This window comes from Kitasatospora sp. NPDC094015 (genome assembly GCF_040304075.1).
Classification (GTDB): domain Bacteria; phylum Actinomycetota; class Actinomycetes; order Streptomycetales; family Streptomycetaceae; genus Kitasatospora.
Genome location: NZ_JBEOUL010000033.1, coordinates 16,362 through 35,809, shown reverse-complemented (window position 1 = coordinate 35,809; position 19,448 = coordinate 16,362). Strand labels below are relative to the sequence as shown.

The 19,448-nt window shown below is 72.2% G+C and carries 12 protein-coding genes and 1 tRNA gene; 6 read left to right on the top strand and 7 right to left on the bottom strand.

Annotated elements, in window-relative coordinates:
- Positions 1-57: 57 nt before the first annotated feature.
- The gene (pgi, locus tag ABT014_RS28970; RefSeq protein WP_350642176.1) at positions 58-1,719 is read right to left on the bottom strand and encodes a glucose-6-phosphate isomerase; all 1,662 of its coding nucleotides are present in this window, start codon (positions 1,717-1,719) and stop codon (positions 58-60) included.
- A 214-nt stretch (positions 1,720-1,933) separates the two neighbouring features.
- On the bottom strand, positions 1,934-3,514 hold the full coding sequence (locus ABT014_RS28965; RefSeq protein ID WP_350642175.1) for a Na+/H+ antiporter: 1,581 nt from the start codon (positions 3,512-3,514) through the stop codon (positions 1,934-1,936).
- Positions 3,515-3,681: 167 nt separating this feature from the next.
- Here ABT014_RS28965 and ABT014_RS28960 point away from each other — a divergent pair.
- Positions 3,682-3,755 (top strand) — tRNA-Lys (locus tag ABT014_RS28960).
- 68 nt (positions 3,756-3,823) lie between these two features.
- On the opposite strand, the gene ABT014_RS28955 is transcribed toward ABT014_RS28960, so the two are convergent.
- Both ABT014_RS28955 and ABT014_RS28950 read right to left on the bottom strand, forming a co-directional pair.
- Entirely contained in the window at positions 3,824-4,204 is a 381-nt protein-coding gene (locus ABT014_RS28955; protein WP_350642174.1) for a VOC family protein, read from the bottom strand.
- 121 nt (positions 4,205-4,325) lie between these two features.
- Entirely contained in the window at positions 4,326-5,996 is a 1,671-nt protein-coding gene (locus ABT014_RS28950; protein WP_350642173.1) for a chitinase, read from the bottom strand.
- A gap of 309 nt (positions 5,997-6,305) precedes the next feature.
- Here ABT014_RS28950 and ABT014_RS28945 point away from each other — a divergent pair, with 309 nt between their 5' ends.
- From ABT014_RS28945 to ABT014_RS28925, 5 genes are all read left to right on the top strand, one after another.
- Positions 6,306-6,638, top strand: a complete 333-nt coding sequence (locus ABT014_RS28945; protein WP_350642172.1) for an acyl carrier protein — start codon at positions 6,306-6,308, stop codon at positions 6,636-6,638.
- Between the two features lie 69 nt (positions 6,639-6,707).
- On the top strand, positions 6,708-12,989 hold the full coding sequence (locus ABT014_RS28940) for an SDR family NAD(P)-dependent oxidoreductase (protein WP_350642171.1): 6,282 nt from the start codon (positions 6,708-6,710) through the stop codon (positions 12,987-12,989).
- Positions 12,990-13,059: 70 nt separating this feature from the next.
- Positions 13,060-14,616, top strand: a complete 1,557-nt coding sequence (locus ABT014_RS28935) for a long-chain-fatty-acid--CoA ligase (RefSeq protein ID WP_350642169.1) — start codon at positions 13,060-13,062, stop codon at positions 14,614-14,616.
- 13 nt (positions 14,617-14,629) lie between these two features.
- Positions 14,630-15,403, top strand: coding sequence for a thioesterase II family protein (locus ABT014_RS28930; RefSeq protein ID WP_350642168.1), 774 nt, complete (start codon positions 14,630-14,632; stop codon positions 15,401-15,403).
- A gap of 69 nt (positions 15,404-15,472) precedes the next feature.
- A complete protein-coding gene (locus ABT014_RS28925; RefSeq protein WP_350642167.1) occupies positions 15,473-15,871 on the top strand; it encodes a nuclear transport factor 2 family protein in 399 nt (132 codons plus the stop codon).
- Positions 15,872-15,939: 68 nt separating this feature from the next.
- On the opposite strand, the gene ABT014_RS28920 is transcribed toward ABT014_RS28925, so the two are convergent.
- The 3 genes from ABT014_RS28920 to ABT014_RS28910 form a co-directional block, all read right to left on the bottom strand.
- Positions 15,940-16,734: a helix-turn-helix domain-containing protein gene (locus tag ABT014_RS28920; protein WP_350642166.1), complete on the bottom strand. Its 795-nt coding sequence runs from the start codon at positions 16,732-16,734 to the stop codon at positions 15,940-15,942.
- Between the two features lie 129 nt (positions 16,735-16,863).
- On the bottom strand, positions 16,864-17,565 hold the full coding sequence (locus ABT014_RS28915) for a hypothetical protein (protein ID WP_350642165.1): 702 nt from the start codon (positions 17,563-17,565) through the stop codon (positions 16,864-16,866).
- Positions 17,566-17,666: 101 nt separating this feature from the next.
- Positions 17,667-19,124, bottom strand: a complete 1,458-nt coding sequence (locus ABT014_RS28910) for an MFS transporter (protein WP_350642164.1) — start codon at positions 19,122-19,124, stop codon at positions 17,667-17,669.
- Between the last annotated feature and the right edge of the window lie 324 nt (positions 19,125-19,448).

Sequence of the window (19,448 nt, the reverse complement as noted above, 5' to 3'; positions counted from 1 at the left end):
CGAGCGGCCGCCGGTCCGGCCCGGGGCGCCGCGCACCCCGGGCCGGACCGGGCCGGCTCAGCGGCCGCGCAGCTCGCGGTAGCGGGCGACCAGGGCCGCCGTGGAGCCGTCCAGCGCGTCCAGGCCCTCACCGGTGAGCAGCACCGGCTCGATCCGCTTGGCCAGCACCTTGCCGAGTTCCACGCCCCACTGGTCGAAGGAGTCGATGTTCCAGATCGCGCCCTGGACGAACACCTTGTGCTCGTACAGCGCGATCAGCTGGCCGAGCACCGAGGGGCTGAGCTCGGTGGCCAGCACGGTGGTGGTCGGGTGGTTGCCGCGGAAGGTCTTGTGCGGGACCAGCTCGGCCGGCACCCCCTCGGCGGCGACCTCCTCGGCCGTCTTGCCGAAGGCGAGCGCCTGGGTCTGGGCGAAGAAGTTGGCCATCAGCAGGTCGTGCTGGGCGGCCAGGCCGCTCTCCAGGTCGTCGACCGGCCGGGCGAAGCCGATGAAGTCGGCCGGGACGGTCTTGGTGCCCTGGTGCAGCAGCTGGTAGTAGGCGTGCTGGCCGTTGGTGCCGGGGGTGCCCCAGACCACCGGGCCGGTCTGCCAGCCGACCGGGTGGCCGTCCCGGTCGACCGACTTGCCGTTGGACTCCATGTCCAGCTGCTGGAGGTAGGCGGTGAACTTGGACAGGTAGTGCGAGTAGGGCAGCACGGCGTGCGACTGGGCGTCGAAGAAGTTGCCGTACCAGACCCCCAGCAGGCCGAGCAGCAGCGGCACGTTCTGCTCCGGCGGGGCGGTGCGGAAGTGCTCGTCGACCAGGTGGAAGCCGTCCAGCAGCTGGCGGAAGGCGTCCGGGCCGATCGCGATCATGAGCGAGAGGCCGATCGCGGAGTCGAAGGAGTACCGGCCGCCGACCCAGTCCCAGAACTCGAACATGTTGACCGTGTCGATGCCGAAGTCGGCCACGCCCTCGGCGTTGGTGGACAGCGCGACGAAGTGCTCGGCGACCGCCTCCTGGCCGGCGCCCAGCTCGGCCAGCAGCCAGGTCTTGGCGGAGACGGCGTTGGTGATGGTCTCGATCGTGGTGAAGGTCTTCGAGGCCACGATGAACAGCGTCTCGGCGGCGTCCAGGCCGTGCAGCGCCTCGTGCAGGTCGGCGCCGTCCACGTTGGAGACGAAGTGCAGGTCGAGCCCGCGGTCGGTGAACGGGCGCAGCGCCTCGTACGCCATCGCCGGGCCCAGGTCGGAGCCGCCGATGCCGATGTTGACGACGTGCCGGATCCGGCGGCCGGTGTGGCCGGTCCACTCGCCGCTGCGGATCCGGTCCGAGAAGGCGGCCATCCGGTCCAGCACGGCGTGCACGGCGGGCACCACGTTCTCGCCGTCCACCTCGACCACGGCCCCGCGCGGGGCGCGCAGCGCGGTGTGCAGCACGGCGCGGTGCTCGGTGATGTTGATCTTCTCGCCGCGGAACATGGCGTCCCGCAGCGCCGCCACGCCGGTGGCCTCGGCCAGCTCGCGCAGCAGGGTCAGGGTGCGGTCGGTGACCAGGTGCTTGGAGTAGTCGACCTGGAGGTCGCCGACACCGAGGGTGTAGCGGCGGCCGCGGTCCGGGTCGGCGGCGAACAGCTCGCGCAGGTGCTGCTCACCGAGCTCCGCCCGGTGCTTCCCCAGCGCGGCCCACTGCGGCGTGCGGTCCAACGGGGTACGGCCGGTGGCGGGGTTCTCCGACATCGGTTTGCTCCTCAGGATCATCCGGGTTGCGGTTACCGGCAGGGCCTGGCGGAGGGTTGCGCGAGGTCCGGCGGTACAGCGGTGCGTGCGCCGACTCCGTTGACGGCCTTGCCCACGGCCAGCCTAAGGCCACCCGCGCCCGGGGCCGCCACGGCGCCGCGCCCGGGCTCACCCGGTGTCAGGTCGAGCCGCCGCGGGGCCTGGTCACCGGGCGTCACTTGCGGTCCGAGCGCAGGTCGAGCTGGCGCAGCACGTGGTCGGCGACCTCCGGGTCGGCGCCGGGCTCGCTCCGGGCGGCGAGCACCTCGCGGCGGGAGGCGGCGATCATCTCCTGCTCGATGCCGTACGCGCGGCGCCACCGCGAGAGCCGGCGCTTCGCGTCGGCGGCCTCCTCCTCCTCGTACCGCTCGGGGTAGATCCGGGCCAGCCGGTCGTGCTGGCGCTCGCGCAGCCGCTCGACCAGGTCGGAGGGCAGCTGCTCCTCGTCCTCCAGCTCGCCCAGGCGCTTGAGCCCGGCCTTGGAGGCGCGCCACCAGAGCTGCTTGGCGGCCTGCTCGTGGGCGTCGGCGCCGGCGTCCAGGCCGAGCCGCTTGACCAGCCAGGGCAGGCTGAGCCCCTGGATCAGCAGGGTGAAGAAGACCACCGCGAACGCGACGAAGATCAGCTCGCTGCGGCCGGGGAAGGGGCTGCCGTCCTTGAGGGTGAGCGGCACCGCGAGGGCGAGGGCGACGGTGGCCACCCCGCGCATGCCGGACCACCAGAGCACCACCGTCTCCCGCCAGCTGATCGGGGTGTCCTCCTCGCCGTGGCTGACCCGCCGGGAGAGCCAGGCCGCGGGCAGCAGCCAGACCAACCGGACCAGCACCACCGTGGCGATCACCGCGGCGGCGTCGCCGAGCATGCCGCGCCAGCTGTCCTTGACGTCCTCCAGCACGGTGGACAGCTCCAGGCCGATCAGGCCGAAGGCGACGCCGGTGATCAGGGTCTCGACGATCTCCCAGAACGCGTTGCCGACCAGCCGGTACGCCACGTCGTCGGCGTCCGCGGCCCGGTCGGCCAGGTAGAGCGCACAGACCACGACGGCCAGCACCCCGGAGCCGTGGCCGACCTCGGCCAGGGTGTAGGCGGCGAACGGGACCAGCAGGTTCAGCGCGACCTGGAGGGTCGGATCGTCCAGCAGCCCGGCCAGCCGGGCGTTGAGCCAGCCGAGCAGAACGCCGATCACCACCGCCACCACCGCGGACAGCACGAACCGGGCCAGCGCGTGCGGCACCGAGAGGTCGTGGCTGACCACGGCGGAGACGGCCAGCGAGTAGATCACGATCGCGGTCACGTCGTTGAACAGGCCCTCGCTCTCCAGCACCGCGACCAGCCGCCGGGGCAGGCCGACGGCGTTGGCCACCGCGACGGCCGCCACCGGGTCGGGCGGCGAGACCAGGGCGCCCAGCGCCACCGCGACGGCGAGCGGGACGGCCGGCACCAGCCACTGGTAGACCCCGGCGACGACCAGCGTGGTGACCACCACCAGGGCGACGGCGAGCAGCAGGATGGAGCGGATGTTGGTGCGGAAGTAGTGCACCGAGGAGCGTCTGGCCACCGCGAAGATCAGCGGGGGCAGCACCAGCGGCAGGATCAGCTCGGGTTCGATCTTCACGTCGGGGAGCTGCGGGATCACCGCCATCACGATGCCCAGCAGGGTCATCAGCACGGGCTGGGGGATGCTCGTCCAGCGCGCCAGCGGCACCGTCACCACTGCGGCGAGCAGCACCAGGAACAGCAGCGACAGCTGGGCCACCGGGCGATCCTTCCCTCGGCCCGGTCCGACCGCGCGGGCGCTCGGATCAGCTTAAAAGCGGTTAACCACACCCATGCGGCGGCACGCCGGGCCCGGACGGCCGGGCGGGCCGGGAACCGATTGGGAGTTTCGGCCGCTGACCAGGTAATGTTCTCCACGTCGGACAGGCGCCGCTAGCTCAGTTGGTTAGAGCAGCTGACTCTTAATCAGCGGGTCCGGGGTTCGAGTCCCTGGCGGCGCACAGACGGTCGAAGGCCCCCTCGCGAGAGCGAGGGGGCCTTCGGCGTTCCCGGAGCCGGGCGGACAGGCCTAGCCGCCGCTCACCTCGTGCACGCACAGGATGTTGCCCTCGGTGTCCTTGAACCAGGCGGCCCGCATGCCGTCCGATTCGGCGACCCCGTCCAGGGTCTTCAGGCCGGGGAGGTCGTACTCCTCGAAGACGATCCCGCGTCCCCGCAGGTCCGCCATCTCGGCGTCGAGGTCGGCGACCTTCCAGCTGGCCAGGGTGTGTGCGGCCTGCCCCGCACTGGGCGTCTCGTACAGGTCGAACCGGGTACCGCCGCAGATGAAGCCGATCCCTTCCGCACTCTCGTCCACCAGGGAGAGGCCGAGGGTGTCGCGGTAGAACCGCTTCGCGCGATCCACGTCGCCGACCGGGACGACCGCTTGCAGGGGCGCGTCTGACAGCATCGCCACCACCTCCTCACTCCAGGCTAGGCAGCCCGCCGCCGCTCCGCACGCCCCGCACCGGCCGGCACCCTGGGGTGACCGGCCGGCGACGGGGCGTGACGGGCGGCGGGCGCCCGGTGGATCAGCCGAAGTAGCTGTCGAAGTTCTTCGAGAACTCCTTGCCGCCGAACTGGTCCCAGTTGATCGACCAGGTCATCAGGCCGCGCAGGTTGGGCTGCGCGCCGCTGCGGGGCTGGTAGCCGCCGCAGCCGACGGCCTTGGTGAGGCAGTCCAGCGCCTTGTCCACCTCGGCGGGGGCGATGTAGCCGTTGCCGGCGTTGACGGTGGCCGGCATGCCGATCGCGACCTGGGAGGGGGCCAGCGCCGGGAACATGTTGGCGGTGTTGCCCGCCACCGGGAAGCCGGTGAGCAGCATGTCGGTCATCGCGACGTGGAAGTCCGCGCCGCCCATCGAGTGGTACTGGTTGTCCAGGCCCATGATCGAGCCCGAGTTGTAGTCCTGGACGTGCAGCAGGGTGAGGTCGCCGCGCATCGCGTAGATCACCGGGAGGTAGGCGCCGGCCCGCGGGTCCTGGCCGCCCCACGGCCCGGAGCCGTAGTACTGGTAGCCGAGCTGCACGAAGAAGGTCTCCGGCGCCATGGTCAGCACGAAGTTCGGGCCGTACTTGGCCTTGAGCGTCTTCAGCGCCGAGATCAGGTTGACGATCACCGGGGTGGTCGGGTTCTTGAAGTCGGTGTCACCGGTGTTCAGCGAGAGCGAGTGGCCCTCGAAGTCGATGTCCAGGCCGTTCAGACCCCACCTGTCGATGATCGCGGACACCGAGTTCACGAAGGCGTCGCGGGCCGCCGTGGTGGTCAGCTGGACCTGGCCGTTCTGGCCGCCGATCGAGATCAGCACCTTCTTGCCCTGGGCCTGCTTGGCCGCGATCGCGGCCTTGAAGTCGGCGTCCGACTCCACCGAGGGGCATTCGGTGGCCGGGCAGCGGTTGAAGCGGATGTCGCCCGAGGTGACCGAGGTCGGTTCGCCGAAGGACAGGTTGATCACGTCCCAGGAGGCCGGGACGTCGGCCATCCTGGTGTAGCCGGCGCCGTTGGCGAAGCTGGCGTGCAGGTAGCCGACCAGGGCGTGGGTGGGCAGCCCGCCGGGCGGCGGGGTGGTCGGCGGCTGCGACGTCGGCGGCTGCGAGGTGGGCGGCTGGGACGTCGGGGGCTGCGAGGTGGGCGGCTGGGACGTCGGGGGCTGCGAGGTCGGCGGGTTGGTGGGAGCCCCCGGGCCGTCCAGCGAGACGTCGTCCGCGTAGTAGGTGGCCTGGCCGTACCAGCCGTGGGTGAACACGGTGGCGCTGGTCTGGCCGGCGGTGGTGGTGAAGGAGACCGAGAGCTTCTGGTAGCCGCCGCCGGTGCTCGGGGTCCAGCTGCTGGCCCCGCCGTTGACGCCCAGGTAGACGTAGGCGCCCTTGACGTACGCGCTGAGCGTGTAGGCGGTGTTCGGCTGCACCGCGACGGTCTGGGCGCACTGGGCGTTGTCGCTCGCCGAGGCCGCCCCGGCCAGTGCGTAACTGCCGCTGTGGGCCTGGCCGGTGACCACGCTGCCGGTGCCGCCGGTGCAGCTCCAGGGGGCGGCCGAGCCGGTCTCGAAGCCGCCGTTGACCAGGAATTCGCCGGCGCTCGCGGAACCGGCCAGGCCGAAGCTGAGGGCGACCGCGCCGGCGGCGGCGACGGCCCAGGCGGTGCCGGCGGCGACCGCGGTGCGGCTGCCGCGGCGGACGGCTGTTCTTCGGGGAGTACGCATGTGGGGATGCTCCTGCCTCATGACATGGGGGTGCCCAAAGGCCTTGTGGGGAAGGCCGGACGCGGAACGGGCGCCACCTCTTTGGACTAGACCACTGAAGCGAATCCGGCAGGCCGTGTCAATGGATCCGGAGCCGGCCCGCGGCCCGCCCCCGCGCCGCCCGCCCGTCCGAGTCAGTCGCTGGTCAGAGCCTGGTCAGCCGGGCGTGTTCGCATGTTGCCCACGTGGGGCCGGCAGGGACGACGGCCCAGAACCGACGGAGGCGGTCGCATTGCCGAACTTCTCCCCGCGCGGAAACGGGTGCACGCGATGAGTGAATCCATACCGACGATCGAACTGCTCCGGTCGCTGCCCCGGTCCGAGCGCCGGGAGGCCCTGGAATCCCTCGTGGTGACGGAATTCAAGGCCAGCCTGCTGATGGACGAGGACGAGTACCTGCCGACCGACGAGAGCTGGTTCCAGCTCGGGTTCACCTCGCTGCGCATCGTCGAGGTGAAGACCAGGCTGGAGACCCAGCTGGGCATCGCGGTCAGCACCACCGCCCTGTTCAACAGCCCGACGATCGACCAGCTCCTGGAGCACCTGACGGGCGATCTGCTCGGAGACCTGTTCGACGAACTCCCGGCCCGATCCGCCCTCTGACGGGCCCGGACCGGCATCTCCACGACCTGCCGCAGCACGGCGGCTGACCAGTGAAAGGGAAGAACGGGAATGTCGAACAAACCGGAGCAGAACGAGCCCATCGCGATAGTCGGTATCGGTCTGCGCTTCCCGGGCGGCAACGAGTCGCCCGAGGGGTTCGCCGAATTCCTCGGCCAGGGGCGGTCCGGTATCCGCCCGGTGCCCGAGGACCGCTGGGACGTCCCGGCGTTCACCCCCGCCGACGAGGAGCAGAAGGGCAAGGTGCACACCACCGGCGCCGGCTTCCTCGACCAGATCGACCAGTTCGACGCCCAGTTCTTCAACATCTCGCCCAAGGAGGCGAACTTCGTCGACCCGCAGCAGCGGCTGCTGCTGGAGACGGCCTGGGAGGCGCTGGAGAACGCGAACATCGACCCGGGCACGCTGCGCCACGGCAACGGCGGCGTGTACATCGGCGCCAGCTCGATCGACTACGCGCTGGAGATGGAGGGCCTGCCGTACGAGGAGCTGGACGGCCACCTCGCGGCGGGCATCACGCTGTTCCCGCTGTCCGGCCGGCTGTCGTACTTCCTCGGCCTGCGCGGCCCCAGCCTGAGCGTCGACACCGCCTGCGCCTCCTCGCTCACCGCGATGCACCTGGCGGTCGAGGGCCTGCGCAGCGGCGCCACCGACATCGCGCTCTCCGGCGCGGTGAACTGCCTGCACCACCCGCGCATCTTCGTGATGTTCTCGCAGGCCAACATGCTGGCCCCGGACGGGCGCTGCAAGACCTTCGACGAGTCGGCCGACGGCTACGTGCGCGCCGAGGGCTGCGCCGTGCTGGTGCTCAAGCGCCAGTCGGACGCCGAGCGCGACGGTGACCGGGTGCTCGCGCTGATCCGCGGCACCGCGATCGGCGAGGACGGCGAGAGCGCCGGCCTGACCGTGCCCAACGGCACCGCCCAGGAGATCGTGATCCGCTCGGCGCTGCGCAACGCGCACCTGGAGCCCGCCGACATCCAGTACGTCGAGGCGCACGGCACCGGCACCCCGCTCGGCGACCCGATCGAGATGGGCGCGATCAGCGACGTGTTCGCGAAGTCGCACACCAAGGAGAACCCGGTCACGGTCGGCTCGCTGAAGACCAACCTGGGGCACATGGAGCCGGTCGCCGGCATCGGCGGCGTGATCAAGACCGTGCTGCAGATGCGCACCGGCACCGTCTTCCCGCACCTCAACCTGAGCACCCCCTCGGGGCGGATCCCGTGGGACTCCATCCCGGTCACCGTGCCGGTCGAGGCCAAGCCCTGGCAGGCCGAGACCCGGCGCGCGGTGGTCAACAGCTTCGGCTTCGCCGGCAGCATCGCCGCGGCCGTCCTGGAGGAGGCGCCCGAGGCCCCCGCGGCCGGGCCCGCGCAGCGCACGCAGGCCGAGGGCGGCCACGTGTTCACCATGTCCGCCAAGACCAAGCGCTCGCTGCAGCTCCAGGTGGAGCGCTACCGCAAGCACCTGGAGCGGCACCCGGAGCTGGACCTCGGCGACCTCTGCTACACCGCCAACGTCGGCCGCAGCCACTTCAGCCACCGGATCGCCGGACAGGTCGCCGACCGCGAGGCGCTGGACGCGCTGCTGGCCAAGCACGCCGGCACCGAGCCGGCCGGCCCGCGCGGCGACATCCGCAAGGTGGCCTTCCTGTTCACCGGCCAGGGCTCGCAGTACCCGGGCATGGGCGCCGCGCTGTACGGGCAGTTCCCGCTGTTCGCCGAGCACGTCGACGCGTGCGACCGGCTGCTCGCGGAGCACCTGGGCCGCTCGGTGAAGGACGTGATGTTCGACCGGGACGGCCAGGGCGAGCTGCTCGGCCAGACCCTGTACGCGCAGCCCGCGCTGTTCACCCTCGAGTACGCGCTGGCCAAGCTGTGGATGTCCTGGGGCGTGAAGCCCAACGTGCTGATCGGGCACAGCATCGGCGAGGTGGTGGCGGCCGCCGTGGCCGGGCTGTTCGACCTGGCCGACGCCGCCGCGCTGGTGGCGACCCGCGCCAAGCTGATGCAGTCGGTCACCGCCCCCGGCGGGATGGCCGCCGTCGCGGCGCCGGTGGACCAGGTGGCGCCGCTGCTGGAGCCGTACCCGGACCTGGCCGTGGCGGCCGTCAACTCGCCCGAGCAGACGGTGATCTCCGGCGGGTCGGACGCGCTGGCCGCCGTGGTGGCCCAGCTCACCGAGGCCGGGCTGCGGGTCAAGGAGCTGAAGGTCTCGCACGCCTTCCACTCGCCGCTGATGACCGAGGTGTTCGACGAGTTCCGCGCCGCGATCAAGGACATCGCCTTCCGCGAGCCGTCGCTGACCCTGATCTCCAACCTGACCGGCAAGGTGGCCAGGTTCGCCGAGATCAGCGACCCCGAGTACTGGATCCGGCACATCGGCGAGGCCGTGGAGTTCTCGGCCGGGATGCGGACCCTGGAGCGGCGCGGCAAGCACGCGATCATCGAGATCGGCCCCTCCCCGGCGCTGACCGGCGCCGCCAAGCAGTCGGTGACCCCGCAGGACCACCTGTGGATCGGCGGCACCAGCCCCAAGGACACCGACGGCCGGGCGCTGCGGGCCGCCGTCGCCCAGTTCTACGCCGCCGGGCTGGCGTTCTCCTGGCACGGCTTCCACGCCGGCCGCAGCCACCGCCTGGTGTCGCTGCCCGGCTACGCCTTCGACCGCAAGTCGTACTGGCTGCCGAACCGGGCCACCCGGCACGGGCTCGGCGCCCGGGTCGCGGACGGCCGCGCCGCGGTCCACCCGCTGCTCGGCAACGAGACCAGCACCCCCGAGCAACTCGCCGACGGTATCCGCGAGTTCAGCAGCTCGGTGAGCCCCGCGCAGCCGGCCTACCTGGCCGACCACGTGGCGATGGGCCAGGTCGTCTTCCCCGGCACCGGCTACCTGGAGATCGTGCTCGCCCTGCTGGACGCGGTGCACGGCCACACCCGCCGCCCGGTGCGCGACGTCGGCTTCCGGGAGGCGCTGTTCCTGGACGAGGAGCGGCCCACCCGGCTGCGGACCCGGCTGCGTCCGGGCCCGGACGGCACCGGGTCGGTCGAGATCGTCAGCCTCGCCGAGGCCGGCGACGGCCAGGCCGGTGGCGCGGTGATCGAGCGCCTGCACGCGGTGGCCACGATCGGCGCCGAGTCGGAGGTCTCCGACGAACTGACCGACGCCGCCCGGGAGCTGATCGACCTGGCGGCCGCCGCGGGCAACCCGGAGGACGTGCTGCGGGCCGAGGACGTGTACGCCGCGTACTCCGGCGCCGGGCTGGACTACGGTCCGGAGTTCCGGCTGATGCGCTCGGTCGACCGGTACGCCGGCGACCTCACCGTCGGCGAGCTGGAGGGCCGCCCGGCGGGCGCCCTGGAGCACCTGCCGCCGGCCCTGCTGGACGCCGCGATGCACAACATGGCGGCGCTGGCGGACGACGGCAACGACTACCTGCCGGTGCGCTTCGGCCGGTTCCGGCTGTTCCGCAAGCCCAAGGCGGACACCCTGCGCACCCTGCTGCGGGTGGTGCCGGCCGACACCGACGAGGTCGACCTCAGCGCGGACCTGCTGGCGCTCGACGGCGACCGGCCGGTCTTCGAGCTCAAGGGCCTCGGCCTCAAGCGGGTCGCCGAGACCTTCGCCGGGGCGCGCCGGAGCTTCTTCCACGAGATGCGCTGGGTCAAGCGCTCGCAGACCGGCCCGAACAGCGTGACCGGGCGCCACCTGCTGGTGGTCGGCCGCTCCGCGCAGGAGTTCGCCGACCAGGCGCCGGCGGTGGCCGAGCGCGGCGGGCGGCTGAGCTTCGCCGCCACCCCCGCCGAGGTGACCGCGGTGCTGGCCGAGGAGCAGATCACCGACCTGGCCTGGTACTGGCAGGCGGGTGACGGGCAGCCGGGCGCCGCCGCGCTGCGGGCCGAGTCCGAGCGCAACTACACCGCGCTGCTGGAGCTGCTGGCGGCGCTGGAGCAGGCCGGCTTCGGCCGCAACCAGCGGCTGTGGCTGGTCACCGAGCGGGCCCAGGTGCTGTACGGCGACGAGCCGGGCACCGGCGCCGCGCTGGCCGCCGCCAGCCTGTGGGGCTTCGGCCACGTGCTGCTGAACGAGTTCCCGGCGTACCGCACCACCCTGCTCGACCTGCCCGGCACCGGCGGCCACCAGCCGCTGGTGGACGAGGTGCACGCCCGGGAGAGCGGTGAGTTCCAGATCGCGTACCGGGAGGGCTTCCGGCACGTGCGCCGGCTGCTGGCGGTGGACCCGCGCTCCCGGCAGGACGCCAACTTCGGTCTGGCCATCAAGGAGTTCGGCCAGTTCGGCGGCATCAAGCCGGTGCCGGCCGAGGACGTCGCACCGGTCGGCGACCAGATCCAGGTCGAGGTGCACGCGGCCGGCCTGAACTTCAAGGACGTGCTGAACGCGCTCGGCATGCTGAAGGACTTCGGCGACCAGCCGCTCGGCTTCGAGTGCGCCGGCACGGTGGTCGCGGCCGGCCCGCAGGCGCAGTTCGCGGTCGGCGACGAGGTGATCCTCAACTACCTCGACCTGTTCAAGCGCCGGGTGACGGTGCCCTCCGCGGTCGCCGTCCGCAAGCCCGCCAACATCGACTTCACCGCCGCCGCCGGCCTGATCTCGGTGTACGTCACGGCGTACTACGCGCTGCACCACCTGGCCGGGATCAAGGCCGGCGACCGGGTGCTGGTGCACGCGGCGGCCGGCGGCGTCGGCCAGGCCGCGGCGCACCTGGCCCGGCTGGCCGGGGCGGAGGTGTTCGCCACCGCCAGCCCGCACAAGTGGCCGCTGCTGCGGGCCCAGGGCATCGAGCACGTGATGAACTCGCGCACGCTGGACTTCGCCGACGAGATCGAGCGCAGCACCGGCGGCCGCGGGGTCGACATCGTGCTGAACAGCCTCAACAAGGACTACATCCCGGCCGGCATGCGGGCGCTGGGTGAGGGCGGCCGGTTCATCGAGCTCGGCAAGGTCGGTGCCTGGACCCCCGAGCAGGTGGCCGCCGAGCGGCCCGACGTCACGTACCACAACTTCGACCTGAGCGAGCTGCCGCAGGACCAGCTGATCCCGCTCAACCAGGAGATCATGCGCACCGTGATCGCCCTGGTCGAGGCCGGGCAGCTGCCCCCGATCGTCGCCACCTCGTACACCCTGGACGAGGTCGAGGAGGCCTTCGGGGTGCTCAGCCGGGGTGCCAACGTCGGCAAGCTGGTGCTGGACTTCGCCGGCGAGCGGGCCCCCGCGGCGCGCGAGGTGACGATCAGCCCGGACCGCACCTACCTGATCACCGGTGGGCTCGGCGCGCTCGGCCTGGTCACCGCCAAGAAGCTGGTCGACCTCGGCGCCCGCCACCTCGCGCTGGTCAGCCGGCGCCCGGAGCCGGCCGCCGACGTCAAGCACCTGCACGACCGGCTGGCGGAGCGGGCCGAGGTGACCGTCCTGCAGGGCGACATCGCCGAGCCGGCCGACCTGGCCCGGATCGTGGAGCGGCTGCGCGCCGGGGAGCACCCGCTGGGCGGCATCATCCACTCGGCCGGCACCGTGGACGACCGTCCGATCCCGGCGCAGACCTGGGAGAGCATCGACGAGGTCTTCCGCGCCAAGGTGTACGGCACCTGGCTGCTGCACGAGGCCGCGGCGGACTTCCCCGAGCTGGAGTTCTTCGTCGGCTACTCCTCGGCCGCCTCGGTGGTCGGCGCACCCGGCCAGTCCAACTACGCGGCGGCCAACTACTTCCTGGACACGCTGCTGCACTGGCGGGCCGGGCAGGGGCTGCCGGCGCTCTCGGTGAACTGGGGTCCGTGGGCCGAGGTCGGCATGTCGGCCCGGCTCGACGACTCGCTGATCAAGAAGTGGGAGGACGAGGGCATCCGGCTCTTCACCCCGGCGAAGGGCACCCGGGCGCTCGCCTCGATGCTCGGCCGGCCGGTCGCCCAGATCGTCGCGGGCGAGGCGGACTGGGACAGGTTCACCGCCGCCAAGCCGGTCGACGACGCCCTGTACGAGCTGCTGGTGCGCGGTGGCGCCGACGCGGCCCGCAGCCTGGACCTGGACGCCCTGGTGGCCCTGCCGAAGGCCGAACGACTGGTGGCGATCGACGAGTTCGTCCGCTCCCGGGTGGCCGACGTGCTGCACTTCGAGGACGCCGACGCGATCGACTCGTACACCGAGTTCGTCCAGCTGGGGCTGGACTCGCTGGTGGCGGTCGAGCTGAAGAACTCGCTGGAGGCGGCCTTCCGGGTGCCGCTGCCGCCGTCCCTGGCCTTCGACCACCCGTCCGCCGGGCAGCTGAGCGAGTTCCTGGAGCAGCAGATCGCCCCGGCGCCGGCCGCGGCCTGACGCCGCTCCGGGTGGGGCCGCAGGCAGCTGCGGCCCCACCCGGCCTGACCGAGATCGGACGGAGAGGACCATGAACCAAGCAGCAGAGGCCACCATCGGCGCCCGGGCCGCCCGGCACGCCGCCGAGCGGCCGGGGCACACCGCCGTCGTCTGCGACGGCCGCGAGCTCAGCTACGCGCAGCTGCACCGGGAGAGCAACCGGACCGCCCACGCGCTGCGCTCGGCCGGGCTCGGCCGCGGCGCCCGGGTCGCCTACCTGGGCCGGGAGACCGAGCACTACTACGACCTCGCGGTCGGCTGCGCCAAGAGCGGCGTGGTGCTGGTGCCGATCAACTGGCGCCTGACCGCCCGCGAGGTGGAGCACATCCTGGCCGACTCGGGTGCCGAACTGCTCTTCGTGGAGCGGGAGTTCCTGGAGCCGGCGGAGAAGGCCGGGGCCGCCTCGCTGAAGGCGCTGGTGGAGCTGGACACCGACCGGGACCGGGTCGGCGGCTTCCTGGCCTGGAAGGCCGACGCGCCCGAGGACGACCTCGACCACCTGGCGCTGACCGACGACCCGGTGCTGCAGATGTACACCAGCGGCACCAGCGGCCTGCCCAAGGGCGTGGTGCTGGCGCACCGCAGCTTCTTCACCTTCATCGAGTCCATGCACCGGCACGGCACCGACTGGATCGACTGGCGCCCCGAGGACCGCACCCTGATCTGCTTCCCGGGCCTGCACTCGGCCGGGATGGCCTGGTTCATGCACACCCTGAACGTGGGCGGCACCAGCGTGATCATGCGGATGTTCAACGCCGAGGAGGCGGTCCGGCTGATCGAGCGGCACGCCGTCACCACCACCTGGGCCGCGCCGGCGATGCTCGACATGATGCTGGCCGAGCGCGGCGTCACCGCGGCCACCTTCGCCTCGCTGCGCAAGGTGGTCTACGGCGGCGCGCCGATCTCCCCCGCGCTGCTGGCCCGCTCGATCGACGGCTTCGGCTGCGAGCTGGCCCAGATGTACGCCGCCGCCGAGACCGGCAGCGTGGTCACCTGCCTGGCGCCCGAGGACCACGTGCCCGGCAACCCCCGGCTCACCTCGGCCGGCCGCTCCTGCCCGGGGAACCGGGTCCGGATCGTCGACGACGAGGGGCGGGAGCTGCCGCCCGGCCGGATCGGCCAGGTCTGCGTCGACACCCCGGCGCACTTCGTCGAGTACTGGCAGCAGCCGGAGGCCACCGCGAAGGCGCTGGTGGACGGCTGGCTGCGGCTGGGCGACCTCGGCTACCTGGACGAGGACGGCTACCTGTTCCTGTGCGACCGGATCAGCGACACCATCATCGTCGCCGGCCAGAACATCTACCCCGTCGAGGTCGAGAACGCGGTGCGCGAGCACCCGGCGGTGGCCGACGTGGCGGTGATCGGCGTGCCCGACCCGCGCTGGGGCGAGACCGTCCGGGCCTGCGTGGTCCGCGCCGCCGGCGAGCAGGTCAGCGGCCGGGAGCTGATGCTCTTCCTGCGCGGCCGGCTGGCCGACTTCAAGATCCCGAGCAGCTACGGCTTCCTGGACGTGCTGCCGCGCAACCCCACCGGCAAGGTGCTCCGCCGGGTCCTGCGGGACCAGCTGGCCGCACAGAGCCCGTCCTGAGGAGGTCCTTTCGATGGCCGACCGCACCGCCCCGGTCACCGGCCGCTGGTTCCAGGCGGAGTCCGACCCGGACGCGCCGACCCGGCTGTTCCTGTTCCACTACGCCGGCAGCGGCGCCTCGATCTACCGGGAGTGGCTGCCGCTGCTGCCGGCCGACGTCTCGGCCCAGTTCATCCAGCTGCCGGGTCGTCAGGACCGGCTCAAGGAGCAGCCGTTCACCGAGATCGAGCCGCTGATCGAGCAGCTCGCCGACGAGTTCGAGGCCGAGCTCGACGACCGCCCGTTCGCCTTCTTCGGCCACTGCATGGGCTCGCTGCTCAGCTACCGGCTGGCCGAGGAGATCGGCCGCCGCGGCGGCCCGGCGCCGGTGCTGCTGGGCGCCTCGGCCTGGGCCCCGGTCGGTTTCCGCACTCCCCCGGTCGAGCAGCTGGACGTGCCGGAGGAGGAGATCGTCGAGTGGGCCCGCGGCCTGGGCTCGCTGCCGGAGGAGATCCTCAAGGACCGCCAGACCCTCGACATGATGATGCCCACCATGCGGGCCGACCTGCTGGTCTGCGCCAGCTACCAGGACGACGGCGCGCCGGTGCGGTGCCCGATCGTCAGCTACAGCGCCACCAAGGACCCGCTGGTGGAGCCGGCCGCGATGGCCTCCTGGGCGCCGCGCACGCCCGAGTACCTGGGCAACCGGGTCTTCCCCGGCGGGCACTTCTTCCTGCACCAGGAGACCCTCTCGATCACCGCGGACTTCGTCCGGCTGCTGCGCCGCCAGGTCAGCGAGAACGGCTGACGGCCGGCACGGCACGTGCCTGCGCCACCTGAACCGCCTGCGCCACCCGAACCAAGAGGAGAGACCGGCATGACCAACCCGAACGAGTTCGCGGACCGCTACGTCGCGCTCTGGAACGAGACCGACCCGGCCGCCCGCCGCAAGGCCGTCGAGGAGCTGTGGGCGCCCGAGGGCAGCTACTTCAACTTCCTCGCCGAGTCCCAGGGCCACGAGGCGATCGCCACCCAGATCGGCTACGCGCACGACGCCTACGCGGTGGGCGGGTTCGCCTTCCGCTCCTCGGCCAACGCGGTCGGCCACCACGGCACGCTGCGCTTCAACTGGGTGATGGTGGCGGCCGACACCGGCGCCCTGGAGGCGATCGGCTTCGACTTCGTGGTGCTGGACGACCAGGGTCGGATCACCGCCGACTACCAGTACATCGACACCCCGCCGTCCTACACCGTGCCGCCGCCGGCGGCCGCCTGAGCCCACCGAGGCCGGCCGGGGGTTGCAGCCCCGGCCGGCCTCGGTGCGTCCCGGCCCGGATCGGCGGATCAGCGGCGCAGCAGTGCCGCGGTGGCCGCGTCGGCCGGGAAGAAGGTCTCGATCGCCAGCTCGGCGACGGTGATGTCGAGCGGCATCCCGAAGGTGGCGATGGTGCAGAACAGCGCCAGCTCCTCGCCGCGGTGCCCGATCCGCAGCGGCACCATCAGGTCGCCGGTGTCCGGCACCTCCGGCTCGGGGCCGCCGGCGCCCGGGTAGGCGGTGAGCTCGCGGTGGAGCTCGGACAGCCGCGGTTCGGCGGTGAGCGCGACCCGCCGCTGCAACCGGGTGAGCAGGTGGGCGCGCCACTCGGCGAGGTTGAGGATGCGCGGGGCCATCCCCTCGGGGTGCAGGGCGAGCCGCAGCGCGTTCATCGGCCCGCGCAGCAGGTGCGGGGCGGCGCCCTCGGTGAACACCTCGAAGCCCCGGTTGTGCTCGACGATGTTCCAGCCGCGGTCCACCACCAGCGCGGGCAGCGGGTCGTGGCCGGCCAGGATCTGCCGCAGGGTGTCACGCACCGGGGCCATCTCCTCGGCGTCCAGCGGCGAGTCGCCGTACGCGGGCGCGAAGCCGGCCGCCAGCAGCAGGTGGTTCTGCTCCCGGTGCGGCAGTTCGAGCTGCTCGGCGAGGCGCAGCAGCATGTCCCGGCTGGGCGCGGAGCGGCCCGTCTCCAGGAAGCTCAGGTGTCGGGTGGAGATCTCCGCGCGGGTGGCGAGCACGAGCTGGCTCAGCCCCCGCTGCTCGCGCCAGTGGCGCATCAGCTCCCCGACCGGTCGCTGGACCCGCCGGTCCGTGGCGGTGGTCACTCTGGTCACCTCTCCACCCTGCGGCATCCGGGGCGGTCGGCACAACTCGCCGGACCGACGGGCCGTCAGGCTCGGTACGCGCACGGCGGGGGGACGGCTGCGAGCCGTCCCCCCGCCGACTGCCTGTCATCAGATGGTGAACCGGTAGTGGGCGGTGAACAGGCCGTCCTCGCCGCGGATCAGGAAGTCCACGCCGGTGCGGGCGGGGCCGCCGTCGGCCGGGAAGAGCTCCCAGGCGTAGCGGACGGCGTCGTGCTGGGTGGAGGCGTGGCCGTACAGCCGGCGGACCTCGCCCTGCGGGGTGGCGGCCAGCGCGGTGAGCACGTCCCGCTCGGCGGAGTCGTCGACCAGCCGGGCGTCCTGGCTGTAGAGGGCGGCGGCCTGCTTGCGGCGCAGGTCCTCGTCGCCCTCGCGGCCGAGCGCCAGCAGGCGGCCGGCCAGCTCGTCCAGCTCGGCGACGGGGGCCGGCGGCTCGTTGAACTGGTAGTCGACCCGCAGCCGGCCCTCCTCGTCCAGCAGGACGAAGTCGAAGCCGACGGCCAGCACGTCCCGGCTCTTGCCGGGGGTCATCTCCCAGTTGAAGACGCCCGCGTCGTGGTGGGTGACCAGGTTGTCGCGGTGCCGGAACAGCAGGCCGGAGCCGCCCACGAACTGCTCGTACGCCTCGGTGACGCGGGCGTCCAGGGCGTCGGTGCCGCGGAACACCCGGGTCTGGGTGTAGTGCACGCCGTCCGCGGTCCACAGCTGGGCCACGGCGGCCCGGCGGGTGGCCGCGTCGGGCTCGTTCCAGACCGCCACGTAGCGGTCGAGCAGGGTGTCGGTTGCGGTCACGGGGGTTCCTCTTTCGGTGGTTCGCGGGAGCGGGAGGGGACGGCCACCCGCCCCGGCCGTGGTGCTGGTCGGCCGGGGCGGGGTGGGTCGATCGGGTTCGGTCACTTGCCGGAGTTGCCGCGCGGCAGGACCTGGACCAGGGCGGCGAGCAGGACCGCCACGCCGACCAGGAAGATCACGCTGCTGTCGAAGGCGTGCGGGTAGTCGCCGACGGCGGGGGTGTTGCCGAGCGCGTTGTAGAAGATGATGCCGATGATCGAGACGCCCAGCGCGTTGCCGATCTGCAGGGCGGTGGTGAGCACGCCGGAGGCCGCACCCGCGTACTGCGGGGAGACCCGGGCGAGCACGGTGGAGGCCAGCGGGGCGACCGCCAGACCCATGCCGGCACCGTCGATGACCAGGCCCGGGATGAGCCAGAGGATGTGACCGGTGGTGCCGATCTGGGCGGCGGTGATGCCCAGCACCACCAGGCCGGCGCCCATCAGCAGGGCGCCCAGCGCGATCACCTGGCGGCCGAGCTTGGCCGCGAACTTGCCGGCGTTCATCGAGGTGTACATGTACCCCGCGCCGATCGCCGCGAACAGCAGACCGGCCTGCAGGGCGTCCAGACCGCGGCCGCGCTGCACGTACAGGGCGAAGACCAGGAAGAACGAGGCCTGGCCCATCCAGAACACCAGCTGGCTGCCGAGGCCCGCGACGAAGGCACGCTCGCGGAACAGCGACAGGTTGACCAGCGGGGAGCCGCCGCGGGCGGCGAGCCGGCTCTCCTGCAGGCCGAACAGGACGAACAGGACCACGGCCGCGGCGAAGCTCAGCCAGGTCCACAGCGGCCAGCCCTTCTCCCGGCCCTCGATGAGCGGGAGCACCAGGGCGACCAGGGCGAGGGTGATCACGGCGACGCCGACCAGGTCCAGCTTGGGCTTGCCGGGGGCGCGGGTCTCCGGGACGTACTTCAGGGTCAGCGCGATGATCGCGGCGCCGATCGGCAGGTTCACCAGGAAGCAGGAGCGCCAGCCGAGCCCGGCGATGTCCGCCTGGATCAGCAGACCGCCGATGAGCTGCCCGAACACGGCGGCCAGGCCCATCGCCAGGCCGTACCCGGTGAACACTTTCAGCTTGGCCGCACCGGTGTAGATGGTGCCCAGGATGGCCAGCACCTGGGGGGCGAGCAGGGCCGCCGAGATGCCCTGGCCGACCCGGGCGGCGACCAGGTACTCGCCGCTGGTGGCGATGCCGCAGAACAGCGAGGCCACCGTGAAGAGCGCGAGGCCGAGCAGGAACATCTTGCGGCGGCCGTAGAGGTCGCCGAGGCGGCCGCCGGTGATCAGGCCGACGCCGTAGGCCAGGCCGAAGCCGGCCACCACCCACTCGATCGCCGAGGCGGTCGCGTTCAGGTCGGCCTGGGTCGACGGGATGGCGACATTGACGATGAAGAAGTCCAGCGTCGTCATGAATACGCCGGAGAGCACGATCGGCAGAATCGCCCGGTGTGGCTCGGCCGCGACTTCCGCGACCGGCGCCGACGGCGCTGCCGTGGCGGGGTTTGTCTCAGTGGTCATAGGTCCAACTCCTGGTCGATCACGAGGTCCTGCTCTGCCACAGCCGATCCGGAGGCTGTGTCCAGCTTGGCCGCCCCTGACATGGGCGGTCAATTACCTGGGAGGTAATGCGTACGGCCCCGCAGGCTGACGATTCGCTGACGAACGGTATTGCCGCAAAGTCGCCCGAAAGCCCTTCCGCGGGTACCGCCGGAGGATTTTCGGGAATCTGTTCGGGTGCTTGATGATCATTTCGGGAACGCGAAACCGGGGACGCCGTGGCACGTGGTCGGGAGATTCGCCCGATGTCGGACGCCCCCGGAAAGCACGGTGACAGAGCACCCT